The organism is Bacillus sp. RC251, assembly GCF_044908765.1.
In the GTDB taxonomy this organism is placed as follows: domain Bacteria; phylum Bacillota; class Bacilli; order Bacillales; family Bacillaceae_G; genus Bacillus_A; species Bacillus_A wiedmannii.
Genome location: NZ_JBIYDP010000001.1, coordinates 396527 through 421836, shown reverse-complemented (window position 1 = coordinate 421836; position 25310 = coordinate 396527). Strand labels below are relative to the sequence as shown.

Annotated in this window: 33 protein-coding genes, 1 pseudogene and 1 riboswitch; of the genes and pseudogenes, 8 read left to right on the top strand and 26 right to left on the bottom strand. The window is 34.7% G+C overall.

Features of this window, described 5'->3' with window-relative positions:
* The first annotated feature begins 31 nt into the window (after positions 1–31).
* Positions 32–271, top strand: coding sequence for a D-alanine--poly(phosphoribitol) ligase subunit DltC (gene dltC / locus ABH961_RS02215; protein WP_000807310.1), 240 nt, complete (start codon positions 32–34; stop codon positions 269–271).
* A complete protein-coding gene (gene dltD, locus ABH961_RS02210; RefSeq protein ID WP_048544965.1) occupies positions 268–1443 on the top strand; it encodes a D-alanyl-lipoteichoic acid biosynthesis protein DltD in 1176 nt (391 codons plus the stop codon). The genes dltC and dltD overlap by 4 nt, the downstream gene beginning before the upstream one ends.
* A 17-nt stretch (positions 1444–1460) precedes the next feature.
* Here dltD and ABH961_RS02205 read toward each other — a convergent pair whose 3' ends face one another.
* Positions 1461–2555, bottom strand: a complete 1095-nt coding sequence (locus tag ABH961_RS02205) for an NAD(P)H-dependent flavin oxidoreductase (protein ID WP_098077847.1) — start codon at positions 2553–2555, stop codon at positions 1461–1463.
* 115 nt (positions 2556–2670) lie between these two features.
* Between ABH961_RS02205 and ABH961_RS02200 the strand changes: the two genes are divergently transcribed.
* On the top strand, positions 2671–3591 hold the full coding sequence (locus ABH961_RS02200; protein WP_098077935.1) for a S66 peptidase family protein: 921 nt from the start codon (positions 2671–2673) through the stop codon (positions 3589–3591).
* 27 nt (positions 3592–3618) lie between these two features.
* On the opposite strand, the gene ABH961_RS02195 is transcribed toward ABH961_RS02200, so the two are convergent.
* From ABH961_RS02195 to ABH961_RS02185, 3 genes are all read right to left on the bottom strand, one after another.
* Positions 3619–4017, bottom strand: a complete 399-nt coding sequence (locus ABH961_RS02195) for an SseB family protein (RefSeq protein WP_000435201.1) — start codon at positions 4015–4017, stop codon at positions 3619–3621.
* Between the two features lie 85 nt (positions 4018–4102).
* On the bottom strand, positions 4103–4657 hold the full coding sequence (locus ABH961_RS02190; protein ID WP_048544974.1) for a cysteine hydrolase family protein: 555 nt from the start codon (positions 4655–4657) through the stop codon (positions 4103–4105).
* Positions 4647–5141 carry a carboxymuconolactone decarboxylase family protein gene (locus tag ABH961_RS02185; RefSeq protein WP_098077844.1) on the bottom strand — a complete coding sequence of 165 codons (495 nt, stop codon included), beginning with the start codon at positions 5139–5141 and terminating at the stop codon, positions 4647–4649. The genes ABH961_RS02190 and ABH961_RS02185 overlap by 11 nt, the downstream gene beginning before the upstream one ends.
* A gap of 63 nt (positions 5142–5204) precedes the next feature.
* Here ABH961_RS02185 and ABH961_RS02180 point away from each other — a divergent pair, with 63 nt between their 5' ends.
* A complete protein-coding gene (locus ABH961_RS02180) occupies positions 5205–5657 on the top strand; it encodes an Lrp/AsnC family transcriptional regulator (RefSeq protein WP_001175500.1) in 453 nt (150 codons plus the stop codon).
* A 100-nt stretch (positions 5658–5757) separates the two neighbouring features.
* Positions 5758–5940: a DUF3913 family protein gene (locus ABH961_RS02175; RefSeq protein WP_000707104.1), complete on the top strand. Its 183-nt coding sequence runs from the start codon at positions 5758–5760 to the stop codon at positions 5938–5940.
* A gap of 29 nt (positions 5941–5969) precedes the next feature.
* On the opposite strand, the gene ABH961_RS02170 is transcribed toward ABH961_RS02175, so the two are convergent.
* From ABH961_RS02170 to ABH961_RS02115, 12 genes and pseudogenes are all read right to left on the bottom strand, one after another.
* A complete protein-coding gene (locus ABH961_RS02170; protein WP_098077842.1) occupies positions 5970–6983 on the bottom strand; it encodes a CPBP family intramembrane glutamic endopeptidase in 1014 nt (337 codons plus the stop codon).
* A 202-nt stretch (positions 6984–7185) separates the two neighbouring features.
* Positions 7186–7962 carry an ABC transporter permease gene (locus ABH961_RS02165; protein ID WP_098077839.1) on the bottom strand — a complete coding sequence of 259 codons (777 nt, stop codon included), beginning with the start codon at positions 7960–7962 and terminating at the stop codon, positions 7186–7188.
* Positions 7962–8864 (bottom strand): ABC transporter ATP-binding protein, encoded by a 903-nt coding sequence (locus ABH961_RS02160; RefSeq protein WP_048544983.1) that lies wholly within the window; start codon positions 8862–8864, stop codon positions 7962–7964. Before ABH961_RS02160 ends, ABH961_RS02165 begins: the two co-directional genes overlap by 1 nt.
* 14 nt (positions 8865–8878) lie before the next feature.
* A complete protein-coding gene (locus ABH961_RS02155; protein ID WP_048544985.1) occupies positions 8879–9673 on the bottom strand; it encodes a hypothetical protein in 795 nt (264 codons plus the stop codon).
* A complete protein-coding gene (locus ABH961_RS02150; RefSeq protein WP_098077837.1) occupies positions 9670–10368 on the bottom strand; it encodes an ABC transporter ATP-binding protein in 699 nt (232 codons plus the stop codon). Before ABH961_RS02150 ends, ABH961_RS02155 begins: the two co-directional genes overlap by 4 nt.
* The gene (locus tag ABH961_RS02145; RefSeq protein ID WP_000687513.1) at positions 10365–10745 is read right to left on the bottom strand and encodes a GntR family transcriptional regulator; all 381 of its coding nucleotides are present in this window, start codon (positions 10743–10745) and stop codon (positions 10365–10367) included. The genes ABH961_RS02150 and ABH961_RS02145 overlap by 4 nt, the downstream gene beginning before the upstream one ends.
* Positions 10746–10961: 216 nt before the next feature.
* Positions 10962–11930 (bottom strand): class 1b ribonucleoside-diphosphate reductase subunit beta, encoded by a 969-nt coding sequence (gene nrdF, locus ABH961_RS02140; protein WP_048544989.1) that lies wholly within the window; start codon positions 11928–11930, stop codon positions 10962–10964.
* A 93-nt stretch (positions 11931–12023) separates the two neighbouring features.
* A complete protein-coding gene (locus tag ABH961_RS02135; protein WP_306295567.1) occupies positions 12024–12974 on the bottom strand; it encodes a ribonucleotide reductase large subunit in 951 nt (316 codons plus the stop codon).
* Positions 12975–13357: 383 nt separating this feature from the next.
* Positions 13358–14485, bottom strand: a pseudogene (locus tag ABH961_RS02130) (ribonucleotide reductase N-terminal alpha domain-containing protein); the annotation flags it as partial.
* Positions 14472–14831: a class Ib ribonucleoside-diphosphate reductase assembly flavoprotein NrdI gene (nrdI, locus tag ABH961_RS02125; RefSeq protein ID WP_000634376.1), complete on the bottom strand. Its 360-nt coding sequence runs from the start codon at positions 14829–14831 to the stop codon at positions 14472–14474. The pseudogene ABH961_RS02130 and the gene nrdI, both read right to left, overlap by 14 nt.
* A gap of 476 nt (positions 14832–15307) precedes the next feature.
* Positions 15308–15625: a hypothetical protein gene (locus ABH961_RS02120; protein WP_097816701.1), complete on the bottom strand. Its 318-nt coding sequence runs from the start codon at positions 15623–15625 to the stop codon at positions 15308–15310.
* 25 nt (positions 15626–15650) lie between these two features.
* Positions 15651–15845 (bottom strand): hypothetical protein, encoded by a 195-nt coding sequence (locus ABH961_RS02115; RefSeq protein WP_000356682.1) that lies wholly within the window; start codon positions 15843–15845, stop codon positions 15651–15653.
* Positions 15846–16090: 245 nt separating this feature from the next.
* Between ABH961_RS02115 and ABH961_RS02110 the strand changes: the two genes are divergently transcribed.
* Positions 16091–16669, top strand: coding sequence for a GNAT family N-acetyltransferase (locus ABH961_RS02110; RefSeq protein WP_048544992.1), 579 nt, complete (start codon positions 16091–16093; stop codon positions 16667–16669).
* Positions 16670–16706: 37 nt separating this feature from the next.
* Here the strand turns inward: ABH961_RS02110 and ABH961_RS02105 are convergent, their stop codons facing one another.
* Together ABH961_RS02105 and ABH961_RS02100 are read right to left on the bottom strand one after the other, a co-directional pair.
* Positions 16707–17309, bottom strand: coding sequence for a histidine phosphatase family protein (locus ABH961_RS02105; protein ID WP_075308623.1), 603 nt, complete (start codon positions 17307–17309; stop codon positions 16707–16709).
* Positions 17310–17397: 88 nt separating this feature from the next.
* Complete coding sequence (locus ABH961_RS02100) at positions 17398–17553, bottom strand: hypothetical protein (RefSeq protein WP_048545344.1); 156 nt, start codon at positions 17551–17553, stop codon at positions 17398–17400.
* 263 nt (positions 17554–17816) lie between these two features.
* Here ABH961_RS02100 and ABH961_RS02095 point away from each other — a divergent pair, with 263 nt between their 5' ends.
* Positions 17817–18002 carry a YkvS family protein gene (locus ABH961_RS02095; RefSeq protein ID WP_001165081.1) on the top strand — a complete coding sequence of 62 codons (186 nt, stop codon included), beginning with the start codon at positions 17817–17819 and terminating at the stop codon, positions 18000–18002.
* Between the two features lie 55 nt (positions 18003–18057).
* On the opposite strand, the gene queF is transcribed toward ABH961_RS02095, so the two are convergent.
* Genes queF through queC form a run of 4 tightly spaced genes read right to left on the bottom strand, consistent with a single transcriptional unit; the run spans position 18058 to position 20436 of the window.
* Positions 18058–18555 carry a preQ(1) synthase gene (gene queF / locus ABH961_RS02090; RefSeq protein ID WP_000918895.1) on the bottom strand — a complete coding sequence of 166 codons (498 nt, stop codon included), beginning with the start codon at positions 18553–18555 and terminating at the stop codon, positions 18058–18060.
* An 18-nt stretch (positions 18556–18573) separates the two neighbouring features.
* Positions 18574–19290: a 7-carboxy-7-deazaguanine synthase QueE gene (gene queE / locus ABH961_RS02085; protein ID WP_098077831.1), complete on the bottom strand. Its 717-nt coding sequence runs from the start codon at positions 19288–19290 to the stop codon at positions 18574–18576.
* Positions 19283–19774, bottom strand: coding sequence for a 6-carboxytetrahydropterin synthase QueD (gene queD, locus ABH961_RS02080; protein WP_000368411.1), 492 nt, complete (start codon positions 19772–19774; stop codon positions 19283–19285). The genes queE and queD overlap by 8 nt, the downstream gene beginning before the upstream one ends.
* On the bottom strand, positions 19774–20436 hold the full coding sequence (gene queC / locus ABH961_RS02075; RefSeq protein WP_000711595.1) for a 7-cyano-7-deazaguanine synthase QueC: 663 nt from the start codon (positions 20434–20436) through the stop codon (positions 19774–19776). The genes queD and queC overlap by 1 nt, the downstream gene beginning before the upstream one ends.
* A gap of 93 nt (positions 20437–20529) precedes the next feature.
* Positions 20530–20573: riboswitch (PreQ1 riboswitch) on the bottom strand.
* 207 nt (positions 20574–20780) lie between these two features.
* On the opposite strand from queC, the gene ABH961_RS02070 reads away from it, so the two are divergent.
* Entirely contained in the window at positions 20781–21989 is a 1209-nt protein-coding gene (locus tag ABH961_RS02070; RefSeq protein ID WP_098077829.1) for an ATP-binding protein, read from the top strand.
* 11 nt (positions 21990–22000) lie between these two features.
* Here the strand turns inward: ABH961_RS02070 and ABH961_RS02065 are convergent, their stop codons facing one another.
* The 4 genes from ABH961_RS02065 to ABH961_RS02050 all read right to left on the bottom strand — a co-directional run bounded on the left by ABH961_RS02065 (position 22001) and on the right by ABH961_RS02050 (position 25197).
* On the bottom strand, positions 22001–22117 hold the full coding sequence (locus tag ABH961_RS02065) for a DUF6254 family protein (protein ID WP_000038254.1): 117 nt from the start codon (positions 22115–22117) through the stop codon (positions 22001–22003).
* Positions 22118–22217: 100 nt separating this feature from the next.
* On the bottom strand, positions 22218–22751 hold the full coding sequence (locus ABH961_RS02060) for a DinB family protein (protein ID WP_048545002.1): 534 nt from the start codon (positions 22749–22751) through the stop codon (positions 22218–22220).
* Between the two features lie 144 nt (positions 22752–22895).
* Positions 22896–24590 (bottom strand): M3 family oligoendopeptidase, encoded by a 1695-nt coding sequence (locus tag ABH961_RS02055; RefSeq protein ID WP_075308615.1) that lies wholly within the window; start codon positions 24588–24590, stop codon positions 22896–22898.
* Between the two features lie 160 nt (positions 24591–24750).
* Positions 24751–25197, bottom strand: coding sequence for a MarR family winged helix-turn-helix transcriptional regulator (locus ABH961_RS02050; protein WP_000203344.1), 447 nt, complete (start codon positions 25195–25197; stop codon positions 24751–24753).
* Between the last annotated feature and the right edge of the window lie 113 nt (positions 25198–25310).

The following is a 25310-nucleotide window of genomic DNA, read 5'->3' as shown; positions in this document are numbered from 1 at the left end:
ATATATTTCGGATATAAAGGAGATTTTAAAAATGGCAGAATTCAAAGAGCAAGTATTAGATATTTTAGAAGAAGTATGTGAAAACGATATTGTGAAAGAAAACTTAGATGTTCAATTATTTGAAGAAGGTATTCTTGATTCTTTCGCTGTAGTATCTTTATTAGTTGAATTCCAAGAGCGTTTAGATATTGAAGTTTCTATTTCTGATTTTGACCGTGACGAGTGGGCTACACCAAACATGGTTATTAAGAAGTTGGAAGAAATCCGATGAACAAAGCAAAATTTGGTCCGATGCTTTTAGCATTGGCCCTTTTTGCTGTATTCTTACTTATTCCAACGCGCTTTCTACTTCCACTTTTAAGTGATGAAAAAGTAGAACAAGCTGCCACTTCTTTAAAAGAAGAAAAGATTCAAAGTATGATTTTACAGCAAAAGATGTTAGCAGACCCGAAATACCTTCCGATGTACGGTTCATCGGAATTCGCACGTATGGATGCTTTCCATCCATCAAATTATTTCAAAGTAAAACCTGAAGGGTTCACACCATTCCTTCTTGGACGCGGAGGAACACAAGACCTTGTACATGTGTTAAATTTTGCATCTACAATGGATCAATTGAAAGATAAGAAAATGGTATTCGTTCTTTCTCCTCAATGGTTTGTACCACAAGGTATTGATGAAACACACTTTGCACCTAACTTTTCAAAACAACAAGGCTATCACTTACTTTTCAATGATGACCTAAAGCCTGAAATGAAAAAGCAAATTGCAAAACGTTTATTAAACTTTGAGATCGTTAAGAAAGAAACTTTATTAAAAATTTCGCTTGAAGGTATCGTTTATGATGATACAAAGCATAAAGTAAAAGCACTTGCTGCTAAACCTTTCGCTTATATTTATCGTAACATTTTAGATCGTAAAGATTTATTTACAGCAATGTTTGATATTAAACCGCATAAAGAAAAACTTGACCCTTCATTAAAACAAATGAATTGGGAAGAAGCTCGTAAACATGCAGATCAAACTGGTGCAGTAGAATCAGGTTCTAACGAATACGGTATCGAAGATGATTACTTCAACAGTAAGATTAAGAAGAAGTTAAAGCAACGTGAAGGCTACTTAAAAAATGATGCTTATGATCAATCGCCAGAATATGAAGATTTACAAATTGTACTTGATTTATTAAAACAATCTGGTGCAAAACCACTCTTCATTTCTGTTCCTGTAAAAGGTCCTTGGTACGATTACGCTGGCTTCCCGAAAGAACGTCGCGAATTGTACTACAAAAAAGTTCATGAGCAAATTGAGAAAGCTGGCTATCCAATTGCCGACTTCTCAAATCATGAGTATGATAAATACTTCTTAAAAGATCATATGCACTTAGGTTGGAAAGGCTGGGTTTATATCGATGAAGCCATCCAACAATTTTATAAAGCAAACTAATGAAAAGACCGCTTGAATTATTCAAGTGGTCTTTTTCTATATATATTTTGCAATTGTTCGATTACGTTACCTGCTTCTTTCATCACTCGCTCCACTACATGCTGAGCTGATTCTATTCGTGCTAATGATGACGCTTGCCCTGCCCAAAGCGACATGTATTCTCCTTTATTATGTTTTGCTGCTTCTTGGCGTATTTTAGAAGTTAATACATTTTGCACTGGATACATCGGAAGCCCTTTTTCTTTCCCTTCATATCTCTCTATAAATTCATTACGAATACCCCGTGCATATTTCCCGGAAAACGCACGGGTCACAGTTGTACTCGTATCTCTACTATGTAAAACTGCTTTTTTATACACATCATGCGTAATACTTTCATCACTCGTTAAAAAGGCTGATCCCATTTGAACAGCTTCTGCCCCCAGTGTAAATGCCGCAACAAGCCCTTGCCCGTTCATTACACCCCCTGCTGCAACAATTGGTATATGCGGGACTGCTGCTACTAACTGCGGAATTAATGCGAACGTCCCAATCATAGCGTCCTGTTCTTTCCCAATAAATGTTCCTCTATGCCCTCCTGCCTCGCTACCTTGACCGACAATAATGTCTACTCCTAATTCAGCAAGCACCCTCGCCTCTCTCACATGAGTAGCTGTTCCGATGACTTTTATTCCTCTTCTTTTTAAGTCATCTATTTCTTCTTTTTCTAACGTTTGAAATGCAAAGCTAACGACTGGCACGTTTTCTTCTACTAACACTTGTAATTGTTCTTTATAGCTTCTCGGAAGCTTTATCGTCTCTTCTTCCTCTATACCGAATTCTTTATTTACTCCGCTAAGTAATCCCTTTGCCAAGGTTACCTTCTCTTCTTCTATCTGTATCTCTTTCGTTAACAGTAAATTAACACTGAAAGGCTTATCCGTTCGTTCTCTTATTTTATAAATTGCGTCACGAATTTGTTCAGGGCTCATATAGCCTGCTCCAAGCGTTCCTAATCCTCCGCTATTACTTACAGCTGCAACAAGCTCAGGCGTCGTAATCGCACCTGCCATACCTGCTTGAATGATTGGATACTTAATTTGTAATAGATCTATTACGCGACTTGTAAACATCATTTCTCCTCCTATTCCCCTTATATCTTCTTTATTTGACAAACTTTCCCCTTCTTTTACAAGGGTTGAACTTCCTATGAAGCGAATATATTGAAAGGGAAGGAGGCTGAAAATGATGATTTATCCAGATGCGTTACAACAAGGTGATACAGTAATGGTTATTGCACCGTCCGGTCCACCAACAATTGAAAGTGTATTAAAAGGTGTAAATGTATTACAAGAGATGGGTTTATCTGTAGTAATCGGGAAGAGTGTTTATGAGAAATATGGATATTTAGCTGGAAGTGATCAAGTTCGCCTTGATGATATACATGAAGCATTTTCCAATCATGAAGTAAAAGCCATTTTCTGTGCACGGGGTGGTTACGGAAGTGCTCGTCTCCTCCCTCACATTCAATATGAAATCATTAGGCAAAATCCAAAAATCTTTTGGGGATATAGCGATATTACAGCTTTACATACGGCCTTTTCACGTTATGCAAAGCTCATTACTTTTCATGGCCCAATGGTTGAAGAATTAGGAAAAGGTGTAGATTCTCTCTCTTTATCTTCTTTCAATCAACTATTCCATCCGTATTCCACCATCTTATCTGCTTCAGAATGTATCGTACCTACCTCTTCTTGTACAGTTACAGGCACATTAGCGGGAGGAAATTTAGCTGTGTTAACGAGTATAATTGGCTCACCTTATGAGATAAATACGGCGAATAAACTTTTGTTGCTTGAAGACATTGGGGAAGAACCGTATCGCATTGACCGTATGTTAAATCAGCTACTTTTATCTGGAAAGTTTAATGAATGCAGCGGTGTTATTTTTACAAGTTGTCATGACTGCACTCCTTCTAAACCATCTCAATCATTACAAACAATATTATATGAATATTTCGCACCATATCATATACCTGTTCTATTCGGTTTACCGATTGGACATATAAGTCCAAACATCGGGATTCCTCTTGGAGCTACAGCGACAATAAATACAAATAATAAAACACTCTCTATTTCTTCTGGCGTAGCCAATCCGTATTCAAATTAAAAAGGAAAAGCGATTCCGCTTTTCCTTTTATTTATAATAATTAAAAATTCGTCCAGATGCGATATCTGCAACTTCTTCTGGAATAAATGTTTTACTTATATCAGTACCAACATTTAATACTGCTGTAGCATCTTTCTCAATGCTACCAAATAATTCTTTTCCACGTATCGTAATAAGGGGCGTTCCTTCTGGCAACACGTCTTTTACAAATTCCATTTGTGTAAAGAACGGAACGATCCATCTACCCTCTCCTTGGAAATGACGCAAACGAAGTATTCCTTCTGTTGCCCCGTCCTCTGCTTCTAGTGAACCAGCAACATAAAACTCAGTAGATAAGAGCAATTCATAAAATTCCTTTTGCTTCTGTTTATCGTCCCCTGCTACAACAAGTACTTCTTCTATTCTCTTTACCGGAATTTGCTCCATATGATGCCACCCCTATTTCAAAATGATTGTACTTAGATTATACGAAATATTCTTATTTTTTTCTACATAATTCGCAATTATTTTCTTAAAATAATTTTAATACTTCTTTTGTCGTTACAATCGTAGCAAACTCTTCATGTAAATTTACAAGTGTCATATTGTGAATATCCTCTGCATTATACTCTTTACCATCTAGACCTTTACGGTTAAAAGTAGCCGTTGCATCACTCACTAAATACGTTGTAAATCCTAAATTTCCTGCCATTCGTGTCGTAGTCTCCACACAATGATTTGTCGTTAATCCTACAACCACTACTGCATTACATTTGTTCTCTCTTAATTGCTCTTCTAAATTTGTCCCAATGAACGCGCTGTTAACAGATTTCTGAATAATCACTTCGCCTGGTAATGGCTTCAGCTCTTCTTTAAAGTTCACCGTTTCCGCTCCTTCATAAAACATCGATTGAGCATTTTCTTTATTTACATGTTGAATATGAAAAACTGGTCGTTTCCTTTTTCTCCATTCTGCTAATAACATTCTCATGTTTTCTTCAGCAAAAAGATTATTTCTCTCGCCCCAGTATGGTAACTGAAACGCCTTTTGTACATCAATTATAATAAGTGCTATTTTATTCATCATCATTTTCTCCTTCATTCGGCTGTAATTGAAACAGAAAACCAAGTTGTTGTGACGCAGTAATAAAACAAATATAAGCGCAAAGCTCTACAATTTCTTTTTCCGTCCAATATTGTTTCAATGCATGAAACATATTATCATCTATTGCCTTTTTATCATGAACAAATGTATGTGCAAAAGTAACTGCTACACTCATTTCTTCTACCTTTTGCATATCATCAGGTCTTCCCTTTGCCATACAGTACGGACATTCATTCCCGTACGCTAATGTTCTTCTTACTTGCTCCTTCAACTCTGCTGAAAGAGTTCCTTTACTATACAGCGTATTCTCTACCATACTCCATGCATGTAATAGATCCGGATTATGCCCTAATAACTTTTGAAATTTTGTATCTCCTATATTTGATAATGAAATTCTCTCCATCATTTCCCCTCCTATTTCCTTCTGTTTTATTGTAAAATAAATAAAGTTCACTTCACATTTCATATGAATCTTAATTTATATTTTTCCTTTACAAAAATTATTATTTTACTGGAGGTATATTTACAAATGCAACTAGACCGTGTCGATCGAAAGATTTTAAATGAATTATATAATGATAGTCGCCTTTCCATGCGTGAATTGGCGAAACGAGTAAATTTATCTGCTCCGTCTACTGCAGAACGTGTTCGCAAACTTGAAAGTGAAGGCGTTATTCAAAAGTACACAATCGATATCGATTATAAAAAAGCAGGACTTGTTTTAGATTGTATTTTAGAAATCACTTTAAAAAATGGTGATACAACACGTATGCAACAGTTTATTCAGTCTTATCCATCTGCAAGTTTTTGTTACCGAGTAACAGGGAGCTTATGCTACATTGTAAAAATTTCTGTTCCTTCACTCGTTGAACTTGAAGAATTTATCAATGATGTTTCTTCATATGCAACGACTGTTTCTCATATCGTATTATCAGAAGTATCTCTTACTCCTGATATTGAACATATCTTCCCAGAAGTTTAATTTATTTTTATTCATAAAATATATAAAAACCCCTTACAATAAGAATAAAAATAATATATTATGTATTAAAATACATAAAGTTCGAGAAAGGGGCTTTACATTGAAAATCTGGTTTTATGAAAAAACGGCACAATTAGATGACTTGCTTGGCATTTGGGACAATGTTCCGACTATCCCTCGAATTGGTGAAAAAGTGGAGATTTTAAAAACAGTCCGTATCGTTACAGATATTAAATATGTAAAGAACGGTAATAATTTTCGTGTAGAAATTATTACAAATTAAAAAGTAGCTCCTAAGGAGCTACTTTTTAATTATCTATCGTGCGCTTTCTTTATAACGATTTTATCGTCTTCTACAGCTACTGTTACATAATCATTTTCTTCTAATCGAAGCTTATTTACTGCTTCATCTGGTAGCTCTACAGCCATCAGTCTATCTGTTACAATCACTTGACTATACACTTCATTTTCTTGTAACAAACTTACTATTTTTTCCTCATTTATAAAGCGCATCGGCGGCACACCAACTTCTTTTACTGTACGCCATTGCTTCCAAACATACGGAGTTAACCACAGTAAACCAACAACTGTAAGACCGATACCGATCCATAAATTACTTTGCGCTTGTAATTCAGGAATTGAAATTGCACCACTCTCTTCTCCACCGACAAATTGCATACTTGTTGCAATCAAATTATTTAGAGCGTGTACAGCGATATTCGTCCATATATTTTTCGTCTTTATGTATAAAAGACACATCACAACACCAAACATAAATGCACCAATAACATCAAAATGTCCTAAACCAAAAATAAGTGAAGATATGATTACAGCTTTTTTAATTCCCCATTTATAAGCCATTCGCTGTAAAAAGAAGCCCCTAAAAATAACCTCTTCCATAATAGGTGCTAACACACACGCTGAAATGAAAGTAAATATCGTCATATATATGTTACTCGTATTAATAACGTTTCCGTCTTCTAACATAGTAACTAAGAAATTCGGTAACGTATGTGCTAATATGTAAAATTGAATATGAGATATACCAACTGAAAAAATCATTCCCATTATCGTTGCTAATACAATTAACCCCCACGGTAAACGTCCTGGCTTATCAAAAAAACTGTTAAATACAACATTATTTTTATTTGTTTTTACGTATAACCAAAATAACGGAAATACAAAAAATACAGTTATTTGTGAAATAACTTCCATCGTACTCTCAGAAACATTCGATAGACCTAATGGGATCATCGTAAGGAACAACCCTATAATCATCCATCCAAAAAAGCTACGGAGTCTTATACGTGAAAATGCATAGTGCATATAGAACACCCCCAAAGATAATATAAATAAATGGTCAGATAACTAAATTATAATTCGAATATAGTTGAAATTCTTCCTATTTTTCTCAAATACTTTCAAACAACATATCTTTTAAAATACCATATCACTGTTCTTCAAGTTGCCATTTAGGAGGAGGTTATGTAATAAAAATCCCCGTTTTTACAAGCGGGGATTTCTTTTATTATAATACGTCACGTTTTTGGAATAATACACTTGATGCTACAAGTAATACAATAAAGTATGCAGCTACAAGTAATAATGAAGTTGTAAATGTAAACTCTGTAAATGTTGGTTCCATTCCACCACTTACTAGTTTATTGCTATCGTAAACACTTAAATTCAAATGGAAAAACACTACAAATTTCGCTACACCTTTTGCAAACATCATCAGTACCATATTAATTGGTCCTTGTAAAAAGAAGAGGAACATCGTAATTATTAATGGTAATACAGATTTTCTAAATACATTTGCTAAGAAAAATGCAAGCGTCGCAAAGAAGAACGGCGAAAGTACTTGATATAAAGTAGATTTCATTACGATTCCTACCGTTAATTCTGTTTTACTACCATCCATTACAATTCCGCCAACAATCATTGCAATTAACGTGCTAGCAAATATGATAAATACTATAGTAAGTAACACTGTAATATATTTAGAGAATAAAACTGTCACTCGTTTTCTTGGACGGATTAATAACTGCTTAATTGTACCTTTTTGGAACTCATCAGTAATCATACGAGAAGCAATCGTAATGCCAAAAATTGTTGCAAACAAAGTAATTAAACCAATCTCTGAACTTGCAAAATCTAAATATGATCCTTTAAATTCAGTTCCGTCCCCCCATTTCAGCATTGCTAAAACTCCCAAAATCTCCAATACTGCAATAACACCAATTAAAATATACATACCTTTTTTCGCATGCAACTTTAAAAATTCATTTTGAATTAATTTAAACATTACGCTTTCACTCCCCCTGTAATCGCTAAGAACTCATCCTCTAACGTTTTATTTTGAACGGTAACCCCGTATACAAGCACATCGTCACTCACAAGTTTCTTTACAAGTTGTGGAATTTCTTCTTTCGTTACAGATACTACAATGACATTTCCTTGCGCCTTACCTTCAATGATTTCATTTGCTTTCTGTACTTGATCTACTTCAAACGCTACAACTACTGTCTCATCATGTTTTGCTTGTTCATGTAAGTTGTACTCTTGTACAAACTCACCTTGTTTAATAATAACAACACGATCACACATGAGTTCAATTTCACTTAATAAGTGACTTGATACGATTACAGCAATATTCTCCTCTTTCGCTAAACGTTGTAAATAATCACGAATTTGGCGAATACCAGCTGGATCTAATCCATTTGTCGGCTCATCTAAAATTAAGATTTTTGGCTGATGCAGTAATGCCTGTGCAATTCCTAAACGTTGTTTCATGCCAAGTGAATATGTTTTCACTTTTTTATGAATCGCATGCTCCAATTCAACAAGCTTTACAATTTCAGCAATGCGCTCTTTACTAATCGGTGTAATTGCCATGTTCGCAAAATGCTTTAAGTTTTGCATTCCTGTCATATAATCATATAGTTCAGGATTTTCTACAATCGCTCCAATTTGCTCTAGCGCCTTTTCACGCTCCGTGCGAATACTATGACCACAAATTGTAATATCTCCCTCTGTCATTGATATAAGACCTGTCATCATACGAATTGTCGTCGTTTTACCACTACCATTCGGTCCAAGAAACCCGTACACTTCCCCTTCACGAACTTCAAATGATAAACCGCGGATAATTTCCGTTCCACCAATCTTTTTTCGAACATTCTCTAACTTTACTACTACATTTCCCAATGTTGATTCCTCCTTTAGACTTCTAGTTTCTTATCGATTATGCGACCTGTTATATAAACAAATAAAACAAATATACCGATTGAAAAAGCAATACTATATAAATTCATAAGCTTTTCCGGATAAAGAAACACATTTGCTTCTGATGATTCATCTATATACACTAACTTTTTTATAAAAGCAGGTGTAGGTGCAAGTCCACCTAGCATTTCATATATCATATTGATTACTTTCGTTACTAGTAAAAATAAGAAGAAAATAATTACATACTCCATTTTTTTCTTTTTCAAAGAAAATACTTTAACGCCAGCTACTGTAAAAAGTAAAACTAACAATACACTTGATAAATTAAATACATATAACACACTGCTAAATAATTGTTTTACTATATCTAACGTAAGTGTACTTTCGGTAAATAACAATCCATAGAGTTCTGTACCTTTTATTACTTTCATCGAAATGCTATAGAAAAACATAGTACCTATTACTTCAAAACACATTAAGCTAATTGCCGCATATGACAATATTGCTAAAACAATTTTTTTACCAGATATCGGTGTTAATCGAAATAATGTACTTTCGGTCATTTTCCCAAACGCAGACATCGCCTGCAGAAATACTAATACCGCAAAAATTATATAAACTAAGAATACTAAGGCAACTATAATCATTTGCCTTACTTCTCCTGATTCTTGTTTAATATAATTCCCCATACTTACAAAAGCGACAGCTGCAATAAATATGAATGACAATAACGAAATGAAAATTTGTTTTTTATTCGCATTGTACATATATATTAAACTGGCCTTCATCTACTAAACACCTCCTTAAACAAATCCGTAACAGCTTTTCCTCTTTGGAAACGTAATTCCTCTACATTTTCATGCAATACACTCTCACCATCTTTTAAAAAGATTACTTCGTCAAAAATATTTTCCACTTCTCCAATTAAATGTGTTGCAATTAAAATAGTACAGTCTTCGCGATAAAACTGTAAAATAAGTTCCAGTACATGCTCCCTAGAAACGAGATCAATCCCGCCCAATGGTTCATCTAGTACGTATAACCTCGCTTTCCTAGAAAATGTTAAAATAATTTGTAGCTTTTCAACCATACCTTTTGATAAAGCTGTAATTTTTTCTTCTAACGGTATTTTAAATTCCGCAATCGTATCTACCGCTTTTTGAATGTCGAAGTCTTTATAAAAATCTCGATAGAAGAATAAAGAATCTTTTACCGTCATCCAATTATCAAATACTGGTTTATCTGACATAAAAGAAACAATTTCTTTCGTTTCTAATCCTACCTTTTTACCAGCAATTGTAATACTGCCTTCGGAAGGATGCTGCAGACCGGCAATCATTTTCAATAACGTCGTTTTCCCGCTCCCGTTATCTCCAACGAGTCCTATAATTTTCCCTTCCGTAATCTCTATGTTTAATTCACGGATCACTGCTTTCAATCCGTATCTCTTCCATAAGTTTTCTATTTTTAATAACTCTGTCATTCGCTCTCCTCCCTCTTCTCGTGTAATGAAGAACGAAGGATTGTAAGAATTTCTTCTTCTGAAAAACCTAAATTGTCCATTCCATCTATAAAAGAATGAAGTAATTCTTTCGCCATCTCTTTTCGCAGCTCCATAATTTTCTCCCCTTCATTCGTTACATATCGACCCATTCCTCTACGTGTGACAACAACCCCATCCCGTTCTAGCTCTTGAAATGTACGCTGAATCGTATTTGGATTTACTTGTAATTCACTCGCTAATTCACGTACAGAGGGAATTTTATCACCAGGCAATAAATGTCCTGTTACGATTTCTTTTTTTATGTATTCCATTACCTGAATGTAAATTGGTGTATTTGGAGAAAACTCTATTTTCATTTCTTCCCTCCTTTTGTATCGGTGTACTAGTTAAATAATACACTGATACAAATAGTTTGTAAATACCCATTTAATTACAAAAAAGTTCTATCCATTTGCTGGATAGAACTTTTTAAACAGAACTCGTTATACAAAAATAATAGTGTTATGTAAACAAATCCATAAAGAAAAGCTGTCTTATCAATGAATAAGACAGCTTTTCTTTATGAGTATATATTAAAAATCAAACACGAAGTCATCATCAGCTAACTTTTCAACGTTCGTTGCTTTTACGTAACCATTCCCTTTTACAGAGAAGAAATCATGGTTTTTCGTATCTGTACGTAAACCATTTAAAACGATTGGGTTAATTTCTTCTTCTTCAAACTTCGGCTCAAGTCCTAAGTTCATAAGTCCTTTATTCGCATTGTAACGAACGAAACGATTTACATCCTCTACAAGACCGATAGAAGTGTAAATTTCTTCTGTGTATGCCATTTCAATTTCATATAGTTCCATTAATAACTCTTGTGTTTCTTTTTGCACTTCTTGTTGATCTTCTGCAGAAAGTTCTGCGAAGAGTTGTTGTGCTAAAATACCGACGAATACGCCGTGAATTGACTCATCACGAATTATTAGGTTAATAATCTCACCACTTGCTGTCAATTTACCTTGACCTGCTAAGTAAAGTGGGTAGAAGAATCCACTATAGAATAAGTAACTTTCTAAGAATACACTTGCTACCATCGCCATGTATAACTCTTTTTTCGTTACTTCAGGCTTTAATAAACGACGATAGTAACTAGTAACAATACCAGCTTTTTTCTCAAGTAATGGATGATTGTCTACCCATTCAAAAATATCATCAATTTCTTCTTCAGTAGCTAACGTTGTGAAAATATGACTGTAACTCTTCGCATGTACTTCTTCCATAGCTCCCATGAAAGCTAATACACTTTTCGCTTGTAAATTTTCAAGATGAACAAGTACAAGTGGCATCCCTTCGCCACCTTGTTTCGTATCTAAAAGTGTTAAACCACCTAATACACGCTTATAAGCAACCTGCTCTTCTTTTGATAATTGTGCCCAAGTATTTTTGTCAGAAGATACTGCGATTTCTTCTTCTGTCCAAAACTGAGCGATGTTTTGCTTCCAAAACATTAAACTAAAATCATCTTCTTTTTTGTTCCAGTTTACCGCACGCATTCAATCGCCCCTTCTCTAAATAAACATGAAAAATTGATAACTAAGCATGAGCAGGGTTCAGAAAACCCTGCTCATGATGTCTCACTTTTTATATTAAACGGTACAAGCTACGCACTCTTCCACGCTTAACTTACGTGTTCTCGTATAATAAAGACTCTTCAAGCCTTTTTTATGTGCATAGATGTAGTAACGTGCTAACTCACGTGTTGAAATATCACTATTAACGTAAAGAATTGTACTAATTCCTTGGTCAATATGTTCTTGGATTTCTGCGATTAAATCAATTAATTTAAACTGATTCATATCGTAAGAAGATTTATAGTACCAGAACGTATCTTTTGATAAATACGGCATTGGATAATATGTTGTCGCATTCGCATATGTTCTTGATTCGATTTGACTTACGATCGGCATTACGCTTGAAGTTGCATTTTGAACGTAACTGATAGATTGTGTTGGAGCGATAGCAAGACGGTATGAATTATATAATCCATTCTTCTTCACTTGCTCTTTTAAACTTGTCCAATCTTCTTTTGTTGGAATATGAATTCCTTCAAATAGTTGCTGAACTTTTTCAGTTACTGGGCTGTAATCTGTCGTTTCGTACTTTTCAAAGTATGTGCCATTCGCATAATCAGACTTATCGAAGTCTTTAAATGTTTCGCCTTTTTCTTTAGCGATCTCCATACTTTTTTCAATAGAGTAGTAATTTAACATCATAAAGAATGTACGAGCGAACTCTTTCGCTTCTGCACTTTCATATGCGATTTTGTTTTTTGATAAATATCCGTGTAAGTTCATTGCGCCAAGTCCAACTGAATGAAGCTCATCATTTGCTTTTTTCACAGTTGGTGCATTCGGAATGATCGTCATATCAGACACAGCTGTTAAAGCTTCCATTCCCGCATGAACAGCTTCACGAATTTCTTTATTTTCCATTACATTCACGATATTTAACGATCCTAAATTACAGTTAATATCACGACGGATAATATCATCTGTACCGTAATCATTTATTTCAGAAGTTTCTTGAAGCTGGAAGATTTCTGTCTCGAATGTTCAACCGAGTCCGCTACTCCTCAGTCCGTTGCTCATGCAACTGCTGTATGTCACCATACAGGACAGACTATATCATCACCTACAGCATTACCTGATTAGGTGCTCCGCTTTTCGAACGCCAATCGCTTGCGCTCTACTCCCATAAGGGATAGTCGTTAGGCTTTTACTTATCTTACATACTTCAGAATGTATCTTATTACTTTATGTTGTCCCATAACTCTGCTATACAAAATAATAAGATACATTCTGAACTTTTATATTTTCATTCTAAGATAAGATTTAGCACGGTAGGTTACCTCAAATTTGAGGCTTTCCCCGTTTAACGGAGTTTTCGACTAGCATTTCTACTAGAAGGTGCTACATATTTAACACAAGTTCGACATCTTCACAGTTCCAATATCCTTCAGTGGATGTTGGTTATTTGCATTTGATTTAAACATTAAGTATGGGTAACCAGACTCAAGCTGAATCATAGCAATTTTAATAAGCATATCACGTGCACTAATATCTAGCGGCTTCTTCTTCACTTTCGGATTGCTCATTAATTCATCGTACATTTCATCAATGTCTATATCATCTAAATGCTTTCCGTATTCTTTATACACCGTATAAGGCGCGAAAACATGGAAAGGTTCGTTTTTCTCAGCAAGCTCAAAGAACTTACTTGGAACGATAATTCCGATTGATAGAGACTGAATACGGCTCTTCTCATCGGCATTTATTTTTTTTGTATCAAGGAATTCAATAATATCCCAATGGAAAATGTTTAAGTATACTGCACCGGCACCTTTTCGTTGCCCAAGTTGATTTGCATATGAAAACGAATCTTCAAGTAATTTCATAACAGGTACTACACCACTTGCAGCGTTATCGATACCTTTAATTTGCTCACCGCGTGCACGTAGCTTAGACAAGTTTAAAGCTACTCCACCGCCGATTTTTGATAATTGCATTGCAGTATTAATGTTAAAGCCGATTGAATTTAAGCTATCATCCATCTCTAACAAGAAACAAGACACCATTTCTCCTCTTCTGCTTCGTCCCGCATTTAAAAAGGTTGGTGTCGCTGGTTGGTAGTTTTGTTTTACAATCATGCTTGCGAAGTGTTTTGCCTTCGCAACATCACCGCGTCCTAAGTATAATGAAACAATTGCTACACGATCTTCATAGCTTTCTAAGTATTGTTTTTGATCATTTGTTTTTAACGCATAATCTTTGTAGAACTTAGATGCTGCCATATAAGATTGGAACTCGAAGTTTTCACCATAAGCGATGTTATATACCTCTTCTACTTCCTCCAAGCTATACTCGTCCAGAACGTTGTAATAGTAATCATATTCTTTCATATACTCCATTCGCTCTGCCACGCTATTAAAATGAACGGTATTTTCTCTAGCTTCTTCCATAAAGACTTCTAATGCCTCTTTATCTTTATGAAGCTGATAAAAACCGTCCTGCATTTGCGTGATTTCATTATTCAGTTCAATGTGTCGCAATCTCCCGCACCCTTTCCTTAAAATATTCTACATCATTATTTGTTCCTGATAACTCAAATTTTGATACAATAGGCACTTCATATTTAGCAGAAATTTTGTCAGCACTTGCACCGAACATGTCTCCCCAGTTACGATTGCCGCTTGCAGATACGCCTTTTAATTTTTCATTATTGCGCTCTAAAAATTCTAAAACACGTTCTGGTACATTGCCAAAACCTGTTGTATACGTAATTAAAACAAAGTCTTCATCTATTACTAGATCTTCACCAATTTGAACGGCCGGCATATTTAATTTGTGAATGAAACGTTTCACGTTTCCTGTCATAGAATCATATGCAACTATCATTTCCGACCCTCCCTCTCCAATCTATACTCTCTGTATGTTGTTTCTTGATTTCTCTATATATTGTATTACGTTTCAAAATAAGACACAAGATATATGTATAAATTCTTTCTTTTTTTAAATTTTACTTTTCGACAAGACAGTCGATTTTTTTCAATACAATGACTATGAAACAACATTCTAAAACTCATGTCAATAAAGTGCTTTTCAAAAAAGTTGTCAACGAATTTAACCTTATTTTTAAAAAAGTTACCAATATATTTTGTCATAAAACGGCAAATGCTGGAGGAATATATTTCTCCAGCATCACGCAAAAAAGAACAGACATGAAACGATAATCTGTTCTAAAAAACGATTACATTTATCAGTTTTACTTTATTAAATATTATACATATACTTTCGGTTCGCGTTACATACTAAAAGATAACTATTATAGAAAAAGATTATTATTATGGAAATTCAACTTATTTATGAAAAGATTATTCTGAGTGCTCAATGCGCAAAATATCTTTTACAAATATATGATGTGGATTTTCATCTTTATCAATCATTGTACATACAGGAGCTTCTTCATCAAAGTACACAATCATTCCTTCTACATACTGAAATGTATGTTGAACTTGTACGGTTACTTTAATTTCTATAGCCTCTTCATATGCTCTTTTTATTTTCTGAAGCATTTTTGCCGAACACTTTCGTTTCTCTGGATACATGACCATCCCCATAAACCTATTGCCAGCTCTATCTTTCCACATATAATCCCAATGCGGTAATATGCCTTGTTTAAAATCGCCCATAATTCTCCTCCCTATATTCTTCTAGTTACGAACGTGGCGTTTCTGAATATGTATAAATTACTTGTCCGCCGCGCTGTGCGTTCCCAATAATATGTTTAAAATCTTCTCGACTTACTACAACTTCTCTGAACGTATAAAATACATCTTTCGTAACAACATACTCCTTTATTTCACCATTTTTCAGCTGATCCAAAATTGCATTTGCTAATTCTTTATCCATGTATTTCACCTCTATGCAATATTTTATTTTATCGTATATTCTATAGGTCAACAACTGTAAAATTATCCAGGTGCTATACCTTCATTTCATTTTCATTATTTTTCAAAAAAGATCTCTTTAGTATATGTCCACTAAATATCATATACTAACATAGCTACTTCTCTATATCAATCATTTCAGCATTCAATTATGCAAAGTTCCATACCACTATGCTACAATATATAAATAGAATTAGGAGGGATACTATGATTCGGAAAGCAAAAAAGACAGATGCGAAGGCAATTGCACCTTTATTATATAACGCTCTGCACGAAATTGCTGAAAAAATCACAGGCAGCACAGTTGAGACAGAAGTATTACTAGGACTTGAAACATGGTTCTCAAAAGAGAGAAATCGACTGAGCTATGAAAACTGTTTTGTATATGTACAAGACGGGGTTGCAGTTGGGGTTATTGTCGCTTATCACGGTAGTGAAGCAACAAGTCTTGATGCACCAATTGTACATTACTTAAGAGAATTACATAAAGATGAATCAATTACATTAGAAAAAGAAGCTGAACTTGATGAATATTACATTGATACATTATCAGTTTCAAGTGCATATGGCGGAAAAGGAATCGGTTCTCAATTAATTGAAGCTGCTGAAATCCATGCAACTGAAAAGGAGCATGAAAAAATCGCATTACTTGTTAATTTAGAAAACAAACGTGCCTATTCACTATATGAAAAACTAGGTTATAAAAAAGATCAAATCGTTATGCTTGTAGGCGAACCTTATGCACACCTCGTAAAAACATTAAACATCAAAATTTCTATATCTTAAAAAGAAAGCACACGATTTATATATAAATCGTGTGCTTTTATGTTAATTTTGTATTTAATATATTTCCATCCATCGCTTCGTGGAATGTATAGGTTGTACATCCCCATGGCTTCCTATGTAAAATAGGAGAACCAGACCATCCCATCGCTCTCAGCTCCGCACCAACCATTGCATTAATGTAATTATGACCTACAAGAGCAATACTTCCATGTACGAGAGCATAACGGTGTAATAAGTAAGCCGCTTGCCTTGCCCTCTCTCTTACTTCCTTATAAGACTCAACACCTTTATGGTAACCAAGTATCCATAATGTTCGCCCGATAAACATCCATACGTTAGGTTTACATTTCAACCATGTTGGAGCATAAAAATTCGTCGGAATTTCAGCTTCCCTAAAAAGAGAATTTTGCATAAAAGATAAAGAATTCATTAATTCAGCTGCTGACTGTATAGCACACCTTTGATCACTCGTTACAATCAACTTTGCTGCTTCAACCGCTTCCATTGTTTCCATTGGTATAGGTGCTTTTTCTGTTATAGTATGTAAGTCATATCCTTTCATCCATTCGTGAAAGGATGTAACCGTCATTGGTTCTATAGTACGATCTAAGCGGCCATGACGAATAAAAGAAATCTTCATTCTTTCCACTCTCCATTCATCACTTACGAACTCTATTATGTACTATTTTTAAATATCATACCACGCAAAAAAAGAAAGTTATACACCTTTACATATCCCAACCACTCTCATGTGTGACCCCAGCATGTATACCATCCATCCCATCAAAATATGTAGTCGTTTCATGATGACGAATCTTTTTTAAATTTATATAAGAAAATACAAATAAAGTTAATGCTATAACACTCCCCACAAATTCAAACATCATTTTACCGCCTCTAATTTCTCCCACTTTAGTAGGTTATTGTATTTTTTCATTATACCCCTATATAAAGATGCACGCATTTAAACCGTTCTTTTTTTCTAATAACTTGGAGTTCTTGCATATTTTCTTACAAAATGTGAATATTTTTCGAATTTTTACTTTGGAAACATTTACAAACTAGACAATATGGTTCAAAATAAGAGGAAATAAAAAAAAACCAAAATTATTCTTTTTTTGGAAAACTGTAACAAGGAGAGTTGCTTATGCAGATCGCAGAAACTGGAGATATCATTGAATTTAAAGGTGGAATGCAAGGCCGTGTTCAAAAAGTAAATCAAAACTCCGTTATTGTAGATATAACAATTATGGAAAATTTTAGAGAACTAGATATGGAACCTCTTACAGTTGTAAGTCATAAAAACTATACTGTCATTAATCAAAATGCATAATATAATAGAAAGAAAGGATCTGTATGTTATACAGATCCTTTCTTTCTATTATATATTAACGATTATCAATTGTTTCTGGATATAGATCATGGTTCATCATACGGTAGTCTGCCATTTGTTCATACTTCGTGCCTGGGCGACCGTAGTTGCAGTAAGGATCAATTGAAATCCCTCCACGTGGTGTGAATTTCCCCCATACCTCAATGTAACGCGGATCCATTAATTTAATTAAATCATTCATAATAACGTTCATGCAATCTTCGTGGAAGTCACCATGATTGCGGAAACTAAATAAATATAGCTTTAAAGATTTACTCTCTACCATTCTTTGTTCTGGAATGTAGCTAATATAAATTGTTGCAAAATCTGGTTGACCTGTTTTCGGACATAAGCTTGTAAATTCAGGGCAATTAAATTTTACAAAATAATCACGGTTTGGATGATTGTTATCAAATACCTCTAAAATTTCTGGGCTATATTCAAATAAATATTTTGTATTTTGATTTCCTAATAAAGTTACATCTTTTAAATCTTCATCTAATCTTCCTGCCATTTTAAACATCCCTTCTCATTATACTCCGCGTTTATTTCCCCATACTAACGCATGAAGCTGTGGCAATACTTTTGCATTATTCATTTCTTTACAGTTAACCGCTTTTTCAATAAGCCACTCGTATTTATCTAATAATTTTTTAATCAACATCGTATCATCCACAGTTTTTGTATCATCATTCCCTACTTGTAAGAAGAATGGAACATCTGGATAACGTTCGTGCATCTTAACTGCATACTCAAAGTCATAATCGTCAAATACTACTACCTTTAAACTAATATCTTTTCCTGCTAGTTTCTGAATAACAGCATCTAACTTCTGAAAATCAGTATTCATCGTCGAACTTGGTGGTTTTGGAGAAATCGTTATCTCATCAATTTGAAGTAACCAATCTTGCCATTTACTCCCTTGCGTTTCGATTGCCGTCCGCATTCCATTCTCTTTTAATATAGAAAGAAGAAACTCAATATTTTTCAACAATGCTGGATTTCCACCTGAAATCGTAACATGAGAAAAATTTTCGCCACCAATTTCTACAAGCTCGTTCCAAACGTCCTCTGCTGTCATCTGTCTAATTTGTTCCTTAGCCGATCCATCCCACGTAAAAGCAGAATCACACCATGCGCAACTATAATCACAGCCAGCTGTACGGATAAACATCGTCTTTTGTCCCACAACCATTCCTTCACCTTGAATGGTCGGACCAAATATTTCTAAGACAGGGATTTTACTCATCGAGCATCCACTCCCGTCTTACTTCCGCATAACTAGTTGGCGTCTCAAAAAGACGAACAAATTCAACACGAGCTCCTTTATATTCGTTCGCACGATTATCTTTTAGTAATGCTTCTGCCATCTTTTCATAAATCCAAACGACCATGTTTTCAGCAGTCGTATTCATTGCTGGTAACGTTTCGTTTAAATAACGATGGTCTAAATAAATTTCTATTTCATTCTTCCAAATTTCTTTTATATCTCCAAAGTCAATCGCAAGACCTATTTCATTTACATATCCACTAATCCCAAATACAACTTTATATGTGTGACCATGTAAGTTTTTACATTTCCCCTCATAACAGTGTAAATGGTGTGCTGCATCAAATGTAAATTCCTTGCTGACCATTACTCTTTTATTATGATATTTGAGCTGTTTACGCTGAATATCCTTGTCCATTTTTTGCAAATTTTCTACGATGCGAAATCCAAAGAAATTATCCATTAGTTATTTGCTCCTTCGCGTTCTTGTAGGTACGTATCTAATCCTGCTTTACGAAGCTGACATGCTGGACATTCACCGCAACCATCACCAATGATTCCGTTATAACATGTTAATGTTTTTTCTCGAACAAACTCGAATGCTCCAAGTTCATCTGATAATTTCCATGTTTCCGCTTTATCAATCCACATAAGTGGTGTATGAATTACGAACGGATAATCCATGGATAAATTTAAAGTAACGTTTAACGATTTCACAAACACGTCACGGCAATCTGGATAACCACTGAAATCAGTTTCACATACACCCGTTACAATATGACGTGCTCCAACTTGTTTTGCTAATACAGCAGCAAATGATAGGAATAGTAAATTTCGTCCATCTACAAACGTCGATGGCAATTCACCTTCTTCATGTGTAATCTCCATATCCGTTCTCGTTAACGCATTTGGAGCAAGTTGATTTAATAGACTCATATCTAGCACCGTATGTTTAATTCCTAGCTCTTTCGCAATTTCCGCTGCACAATCAATTTCTAGTTTATGACGTTGATTGTAATTAAACGTTACAGCTTCTACTTCTGCAAACTGCTCTATTGCCCAAAATAAGCATGTCGTACTATCTTGTCCTCCACTAAAAACAACAACTGCCTTTTCTTTTTTCATTTCACTCATTCTCCTTCTCTACTACGAATAAGAAGAAAGAACGTTCTTGAACTGTCACAATAAAAAAACAAAACAATACCTAAAGATATTGTTGTTTCCATAGTTTTTTATAGAGGGAGTTCGCGAACCTCTCCCGTGCAATGCACGGAATTCCTTCTTTCATTGACAAAGCTTATTGTAACATATTGTATACTACCAGAAAAAATTTCTGATTTTTCCGCTATTTTTCATTTCATTTCTTTCATTTTATAGTATGATGAATTTAATGTGAGAAGAGAGGAGGCACCCCACTGAAACCCTTTATTATTTATCTCTTTCTAAATATATTATTCATCCTTGTTACAATGCTCGTATACCATTTATTTTGGAATCAAAAAGGGAAACGTTCTCCTAAATTAAATTCAGCTATATTTATTGCATTATGTTGCCTCGCTACCATACTATGTATTACTTTCGGAGCAAAAACAAATTATGGATTTCAATTTGATATGCGCCATATCGTATTAATTGTCGGTACATTAACAGGGGGCCCTATTGCTGGTGCTTCCATCTTAACTGTATTAAACATATACCGCTTCTTATTAGGGGGAATAGGTGTTTTTCCATCCCTTATCGCCTCGGTTCTACTGTTTATTGTTCTACTATTAACATACAAACTATTTAACCGAAGTTCTAATCGAATAAAAATAGCACTCGCTATCTTTTACAGTCTCATATTTGGCTTGGGCTGGGTACCTTCTTTCCTCTCAGAGGTTACAAATAGCGCCGATTACATACCCCATATTATCGTGTACGAAATATGTACAATAATTGGAACAATCCTTATTTTATATTTGCTACACATACTACAAATGCAAGTTCGTCTTCAAAACGAACTTATGAATGCCGAAAAATTCCATTTAATTGGAGAAATGGCAGCGTCCATCTCTCATGAGATTCGCAATCCATTAACTTCAACAAAAGGATTTTTACAACTCTTGCAGTCAAATACATGCACTGAGCAAGAGCGAAAATTATATATCGACATAGCCATCAACGGAATCGAACAAGCAAATCATGTTCTTACAGATTATTTAACCTTTGCAAAACCAAGTATTGAAAAAGAACAAAGATTACAGTTAGAAGAAGAACTACTACATGCATTATCGTTAATTACACCACTTGCTAATTTAGCAAATGTGCGTACACATTATATAAAGCAAAGCTCTTCTTTTTTTATCGCGGGAGAAAAACAAAAACTAAATCAATGCTTGTTAAATATTTTAAAAAACTGCATTGAGGCCATGCCAAAAGGCGGTGATCTTTATTTCACATTAGTTCCTGATCATAAGCATATTCAGTTGTATATAAAAGATACAGGAATCGGTATGGATACTGAACAAGTGAAACGTCTTGGCTCTCCTTTCTACTCAACGAAAGAAAAAGGAACTGGACTTGGAATGATGGTCGTGTTCAGTGTTGTTCAAGCTATGAACGGAAAAATCGATATTATAAGCGAAAAAGGTACAGGTACAACCTTCTTATTAACTTTTCCACTCATACAAAAAACGTGATGAAATAATCATCACGTTTTTTCTGTTCCTTCAACTAATTCAGCAAAGGCTTTCACTTTACCATGTGGTTTTTGATTTTCTTTACGTGCTTTCCACGCGCGCTCTTCTTCTTTCTTTTTCTTGGACATACTTTTCAACTCCTTCTGTTCTTTCTCCATGTAGTATTCCAAAATAAGAAAGAAAACTATGCACGTATCAAAAAAGAAGTGGTCTCCCACTTCCTTCTGATTATCGTTGCAAAATTGCGTGTTTCGCCTCTTTTAACTGCGTAAGATGTCTTTGTTCATGCAAATCAAGAAATTGAACCCACTGATACAAATTCAACTCATTAAAAATAGGATGCTTTAATCCATTTTCAAATAAATCTTTTTCATCTACCACACTATGAAGCGCGTGTAATAGTTCTTGTCGTGAATGTTCTAGTAATTGAATTCCTTGCTGTTTTTTCATTAACGTTTCTGTTGGTTCCATTTGCTGAGGAGCTTCTCGTTTATGTGTGCGATCAAGCGTAAGTTGGAGGTCTTTAAATGGAGTCGTGTTTCTTTCATTTTTTTGTAAAGCATATACAAGGGCAGATGTAACTGATTGTTCAACTAAATGCAAGTGATGCAAAATTTGAATAATACTCCATTTATCACGGCGTGGCTTTACATTCACTTCTGTATCATTTAACATTTCAATTTCTGATAATAGCGTGCTTCGAGTAGACTGTAATGAGTTCACCAAACTTTCTAAACTCACATCCATATTAGATTGAAGCATACTTCTTTCCCCCCTTTTTGTTGGTGAAAAGAGGTGCTCCTTATTAGAAACACCTCTTTAGTATTCTGAATTTTCTTTTCTTTTATTATCTCATCATTTTCTCTTTATGTCGATGTTAAACATGTGAAAAAAAGCGCATGTTTTTTACAATTTTGTGTCGTCAATCGCACGTAGCCATGCTTCAATTTCTGTAATGACACTTTTCACACAGCCTTCAGCAAATGGTGATGTTAAATTTGCAACTTCTACTAATTCCAAAAATGATTTACTTCCACCTTGTTGACACAGATTCACATAATCTTCCCATGCCTCTTGTCTATTATCTCTTGCACGTTTCCAAAATTGCAGTGCGCAAATTTGTGCTAATGTGTAGTCGATATAGTAGAACGGCGAGCTATAAATATGTCCTTGACGTTGCCAGAATCCACCGCGCTCTAAATAATCATTATCTTCATAATCACGATGCGGCAAATACTTTTTCTCTATATTACGCCATGCTGTCTTTCGCTCTTCTGGTGATGCTTCTGGATTTTCATATACATAATGTTGGTATTCATCAACAGATACACCATACGGTAAAAACAGAAGTGCTGAACTTAAGTGAGAGAAATAATATTTATCTGCATCTTCTTCAAAGAATGACTTCATCCATGGCCATGTAAAGAATTCCATACTCATAGAATGAATTTCACATGCTTCATACGTTGGCCAATTGTATTCTGGAATTTCAAACTTACGACTTTCATATACTTGGAAAGCATGACCAGCTTCATGTGTTAATACATCAATGTCGCCAGATGTTCCGTTGAAGTTTGAGAAAATAAATGGCGCTTTATAATTCTCAATATATGTACAATATCCGCCACCAGCTTTTCCTTTTTTCGCAACTAAATCTAATAAATCATTATCTAGCATGAAATTGAAAAATTCATCCGTTTCAGCCGATAACTCTTTATACATCGTTTTCCCATGATTAACAATCCAATCCGCATCTCCTTTTGGAGTTGGATTACCAGTAGCAAACTCAAAGTTTTCGTCGTAATATGCTAACTTCTCTACACCGATACGTGCTTGTTGTCGCTTTCTTAATTCCGTTGTAACGGGAACGATATAATCAAGTACTTGCTGACGATAATTCGCCACCATTTCCGCATTATAATCTGTACGGTACATTCTTGCATATCCAAGTTCAACAAAGTTTTTGAAACCTAAAGATTTGGCGATTTTCGTTCTCACTTTAACAAGCTCATCATAAATACGATCTAACTCTTCCTCATTCTCAGCTAAAAATCCGTAATATGCCTCACTTGCTACTTTACGTTCATTTCTTTCTTTCCCTTGCATAAATGGAATCAGTTGCGATAACGTTCTTTCTTCTCCTGCAAAGTCAATTTTTGCAGATGCTAATAACTGCGTATATTGTGAAGACAATTTATTCTCTAATTGTAAATCTTTCACAACTTCATCAGAGTATGTTTTCAAATCACACTCCGCTAAAGCAAATAATTGCTTTCCATAATACGCTTCTAATTCTTCACGGAATGGAGAATGAATTAACGCATTATAATACTTTGTACCATATCCTTGTACAACTGGAGAGAATTCATCAAAGAAATCTTGCTCTTCCTTATAAAAAGCATCTGTCGTATCAACAGAATGACGAATGTAACAAAGATTCCCCATTGTACCGAAGTCGTTGCGAATTTCGTTAATTGAATTGATGACTTGTTTTTGTTCTTCTACAGTTTTTACATTATCAAACTTCTCTAAAGCAACAGTAAACTTTTCTTTTAATTCTTCAATATTTGGCCGTTTATATTCATAGTCTTTAAATGACATGAACTAGCCTCCTCTCCATTATGTGCATCCTTACTATAATTCAATGCTTACTTACAAATCTCCTCTTATTCTTCAACAAAATACGGCAGATGCTGTCATAATTACATGTAAACAAAAGAGCCTTGGATTTCTTTATCCAAAGCTCTTTTGGAACATACTATTATTTTTCATATTTTCCAATCTTTTTTAATAGAGCAAGTAATTCATCCTTTTCCTCTTTCGTTAACATTTCAAAAGACTGATGTATAACTTGCTCATGCCCTGGAAAAATAGAAGCAATAAAGCTCTCTCCAGATTCAGTTAGTTGTGCATAAATAACACGTCTGTCATTCGGGCACGGAATTCTCTTTACTAGCCCCTTTTTCTCTAGCTTATCTACAACATATGTAATGCTGCCACTAGCTATTAAAATACGCTCACCAATTTGCTGAAGTGGTTGACCGCCTTTATGATATAACAGTTCTAATACAGCAAATTCAGTTGGATTTAGCCCGTTACTTTGTATAGATTTATTTGTAGTATCCATAACAGAACGATGTACACGAGATAATGCAATAAATACTTTTAAAGATTGAGAAATATCTTCTCGTTCATTATTTGATGTCATACAACTTTCAACCCTTCACTTAAATTCTCAGTAATAAAAAGAAAAAACAACTTAGTACTTCATGTAAATTCCGAATGAGTATTTACTCATTCATTTCCTCTCCCCAAATATAT

What these genes read in the sequence shown, in the direction of transcription:
- dltC (WP_000807310.1), top strand. Translation starts at nt 32, where the DNA reads ATGGCAGAATTCAAAGAGCAAGTATTAGATATTTTAGAAGAAGTATGT.
- ABH961_RS02060 (WP_048545002.1), bottom strand. Translation starts at nt 22,751, where the DNA reads ATGCTTCAATCTAATATGGATGTGAGTTTAGAAAGTTTGGTGAACTCA.
- ABH961_RS02180 (WP_001175500.1), top strand. Translation starts at nt 5,205, where the DNA reads ATGCAACTAGACCGTGTCGATCGAAAGATTTTAAATGAATTATATAAT.
- queF (WP_000918895.1), bottom strand. Translation starts at nt 18,555, where the DNA reads ATGGCAGGAAGATTAGATGAAGATTTAAAAGATGTAACTTTATTAGGA.
- ABH961_RS02065 (WP_000038254.1), bottom strand. Translation starts at nt 22,117, where the DNA reads ATGTCCAAGAAAAAGAAAGAAGAAGAGCGCGCGTGGAAAGCACGTAAA.
- ABH961_RS02150 (WP_098077837.1), bottom strand. Translation starts at nt 10,368, where the DNA reads ATGACAGAGTTATTAAAAATAGAAAACTTATGGAAGAGATACGGATTG.
- ABH961_RS02100 (WP_048545344.1), bottom strand. Translation starts at nt 17,553, where the DNA reads ATGTTTGAATTTGTGGGGAGTGTTATAGCATTAACTTTATTTGTATTT.
- ABH961_RS02165 (WP_098077839.1), bottom strand. Translation starts at nt 7,962, where the DNA reads ATGTTTAAATTAATTCAAAATGAATTTTTAAAGTTGCATGCGAAAAAA.
- ABH961_RS02050 (WP_000203344.1), bottom strand. Translation starts at nt 25,197, where the DNA reads ATGACATCAAATAATGAACGAGAAGATATTTCTCAATCTTTAAAAGTA.
- dltD (WP_048544965.1), top strand. Translation starts at nt 268, where the DNA reads ATGAACAAAGCAAAATTTGGTCCGATGCTTTTAGCATTGGCCCTTTTT.
- nrdI (WP_000634376.1), bottom strand. Translation starts at nt 14,831, where the DNA reads ATGATAGTTGCATATGATTCTATGACAGGAAACGTGAAACGTTTCATT.
- ABH961_RS02095 (WP_001165081.1), top strand. Translation starts at nt 17,817, where the DNA reads ATGCAGATCGCAGAAACTGGAGATATCATTGAATTTAAAGGTGGAATG.
- ABH961_RS02195 (WP_000435201.1), bottom strand. Translation starts at nt 4,017, where the DNA reads ATGGAGCAAATTCCGGTAAAGAGAATAGAAGAAGTACTTGTTGTAGCA.
- ABH961_RS02055 (WP_075308615.1), bottom strand. Translation starts at nt 24,590, where the DNA reads ATGTCATTTAAAGACTATGAATATAAACGGCCAAATATTGAAGAATTA.
- ABH961_RS02190 (WP_048544974.1), bottom strand. Translation starts at nt 4,657, where the DNA reads ATGATGAATAAAATAGCACTTATTATAATTGATGTACAAAAGGCGTTT.
- ABH961_RS02110 (WP_048544992.1), top strand. Translation starts at nt 16,091, where the DNA reads ATGATTCGGAAAGCAAAAAAGACAGATGCGAAGGCAATTGCACCTTTA.
- ABH961_RS02205 (WP_098077847.1), bottom strand. Translation starts at nt 2,555, where the DNA reads ATGTTTACAAGTCGCGTAATAGATCTATTACAAATTAAGTATCCAATC.
- nrdF (WP_048544989.1), bottom strand. Translation starts at nt 11,930, where the DNA reads ATGCGTGCGGTAAACTGGAACAAAAAAGAAGATGATTTTAGTTTAATG.
- queE (WP_098077831.1), bottom strand. Translation starts at nt 19,290, where the DNA reads ATGAGTAAAATCCCTGTCTTAGAAATATTTGGTCCGACCATTCAAGGT.
- ABH961_RS02185 (WP_098077844.1), bottom strand. Translation starts at nt 5,141, where the DNA reads ATGAAATGTGAAGTGAACTTTATTTATTTTACAATAAAACAGAAGGAA.
- ABH961_RS02200 (WP_098077935.1), top strand. Translation starts at nt 2,671, where the DNA reads ATGATTTATCCAGATGCGTTACAACAAGGTGATACAGTAATGGTTATT.
- ABH961_RS02170 (WP_098077842.1), bottom strand. Translation starts at nt 6,983, where the DNA reads ATGCACTATGCATTTTCACGTATAAGACTCCGTAGCTTTTTTGGATGG.
- ABH961_RS02105 (WP_075308623.1), bottom strand. Translation starts at nt 17,309, where the DNA reads ATGAAGATTTCTTTTATTCGTCATGGCCGCTTAGATCGTACTATAGAA.
- ABH961_RS02070 (WP_098077829.1), top strand. Translation starts at nt 20,781, where the DNA reads ATGCTCGTATACCATTTATTTTGGAATCAAAAAGGGAAACGTTCTCCT.
- ABH961_RS02155 (WP_048544985.1), bottom strand. Translation starts at nt 9,673, where the DNA reads ATGAAGGCCAGTTTAATATATATGTACAATGCGAATAAAAAACAAATT.
- ABH961_RS02115 (WP_000356682.1), bottom strand. Translation starts at nt 15,845, where the DNA reads ATGGATAAAGAATTAGCAAATGCAATTTTGGATCAGCTGAAAAATGGT.
- ABH961_RS02145 (WP_000687513.1), bottom strand. Translation starts at nt 10,745, where the DNA reads ATGAAAATAGAGTTTTCTCCAAATACACCAATTTACATTCAGGTAATG.
- queD (WP_000368411.1), bottom strand. Translation starts at nt 19,774, where the DNA reads ATGGATAATTTCTTTGGATTTCGCATCGTAGAAAATTTGCAAAAAATG.
- ABH961_RS02120 (WP_097816701.1), bottom strand. Translation starts at nt 15,625, where the DNA reads ATGGGCGATTTTAAACAAGGCATATTACCGCATTGGGATTATATGTGG.
- queC (WP_000711595.1), bottom strand. Translation starts at nt 20,436, where the DNA reads ATGAAAAAAGAAAAGGCAGTTGTTGTTTTTAGTGGAGGACAAGATAGT.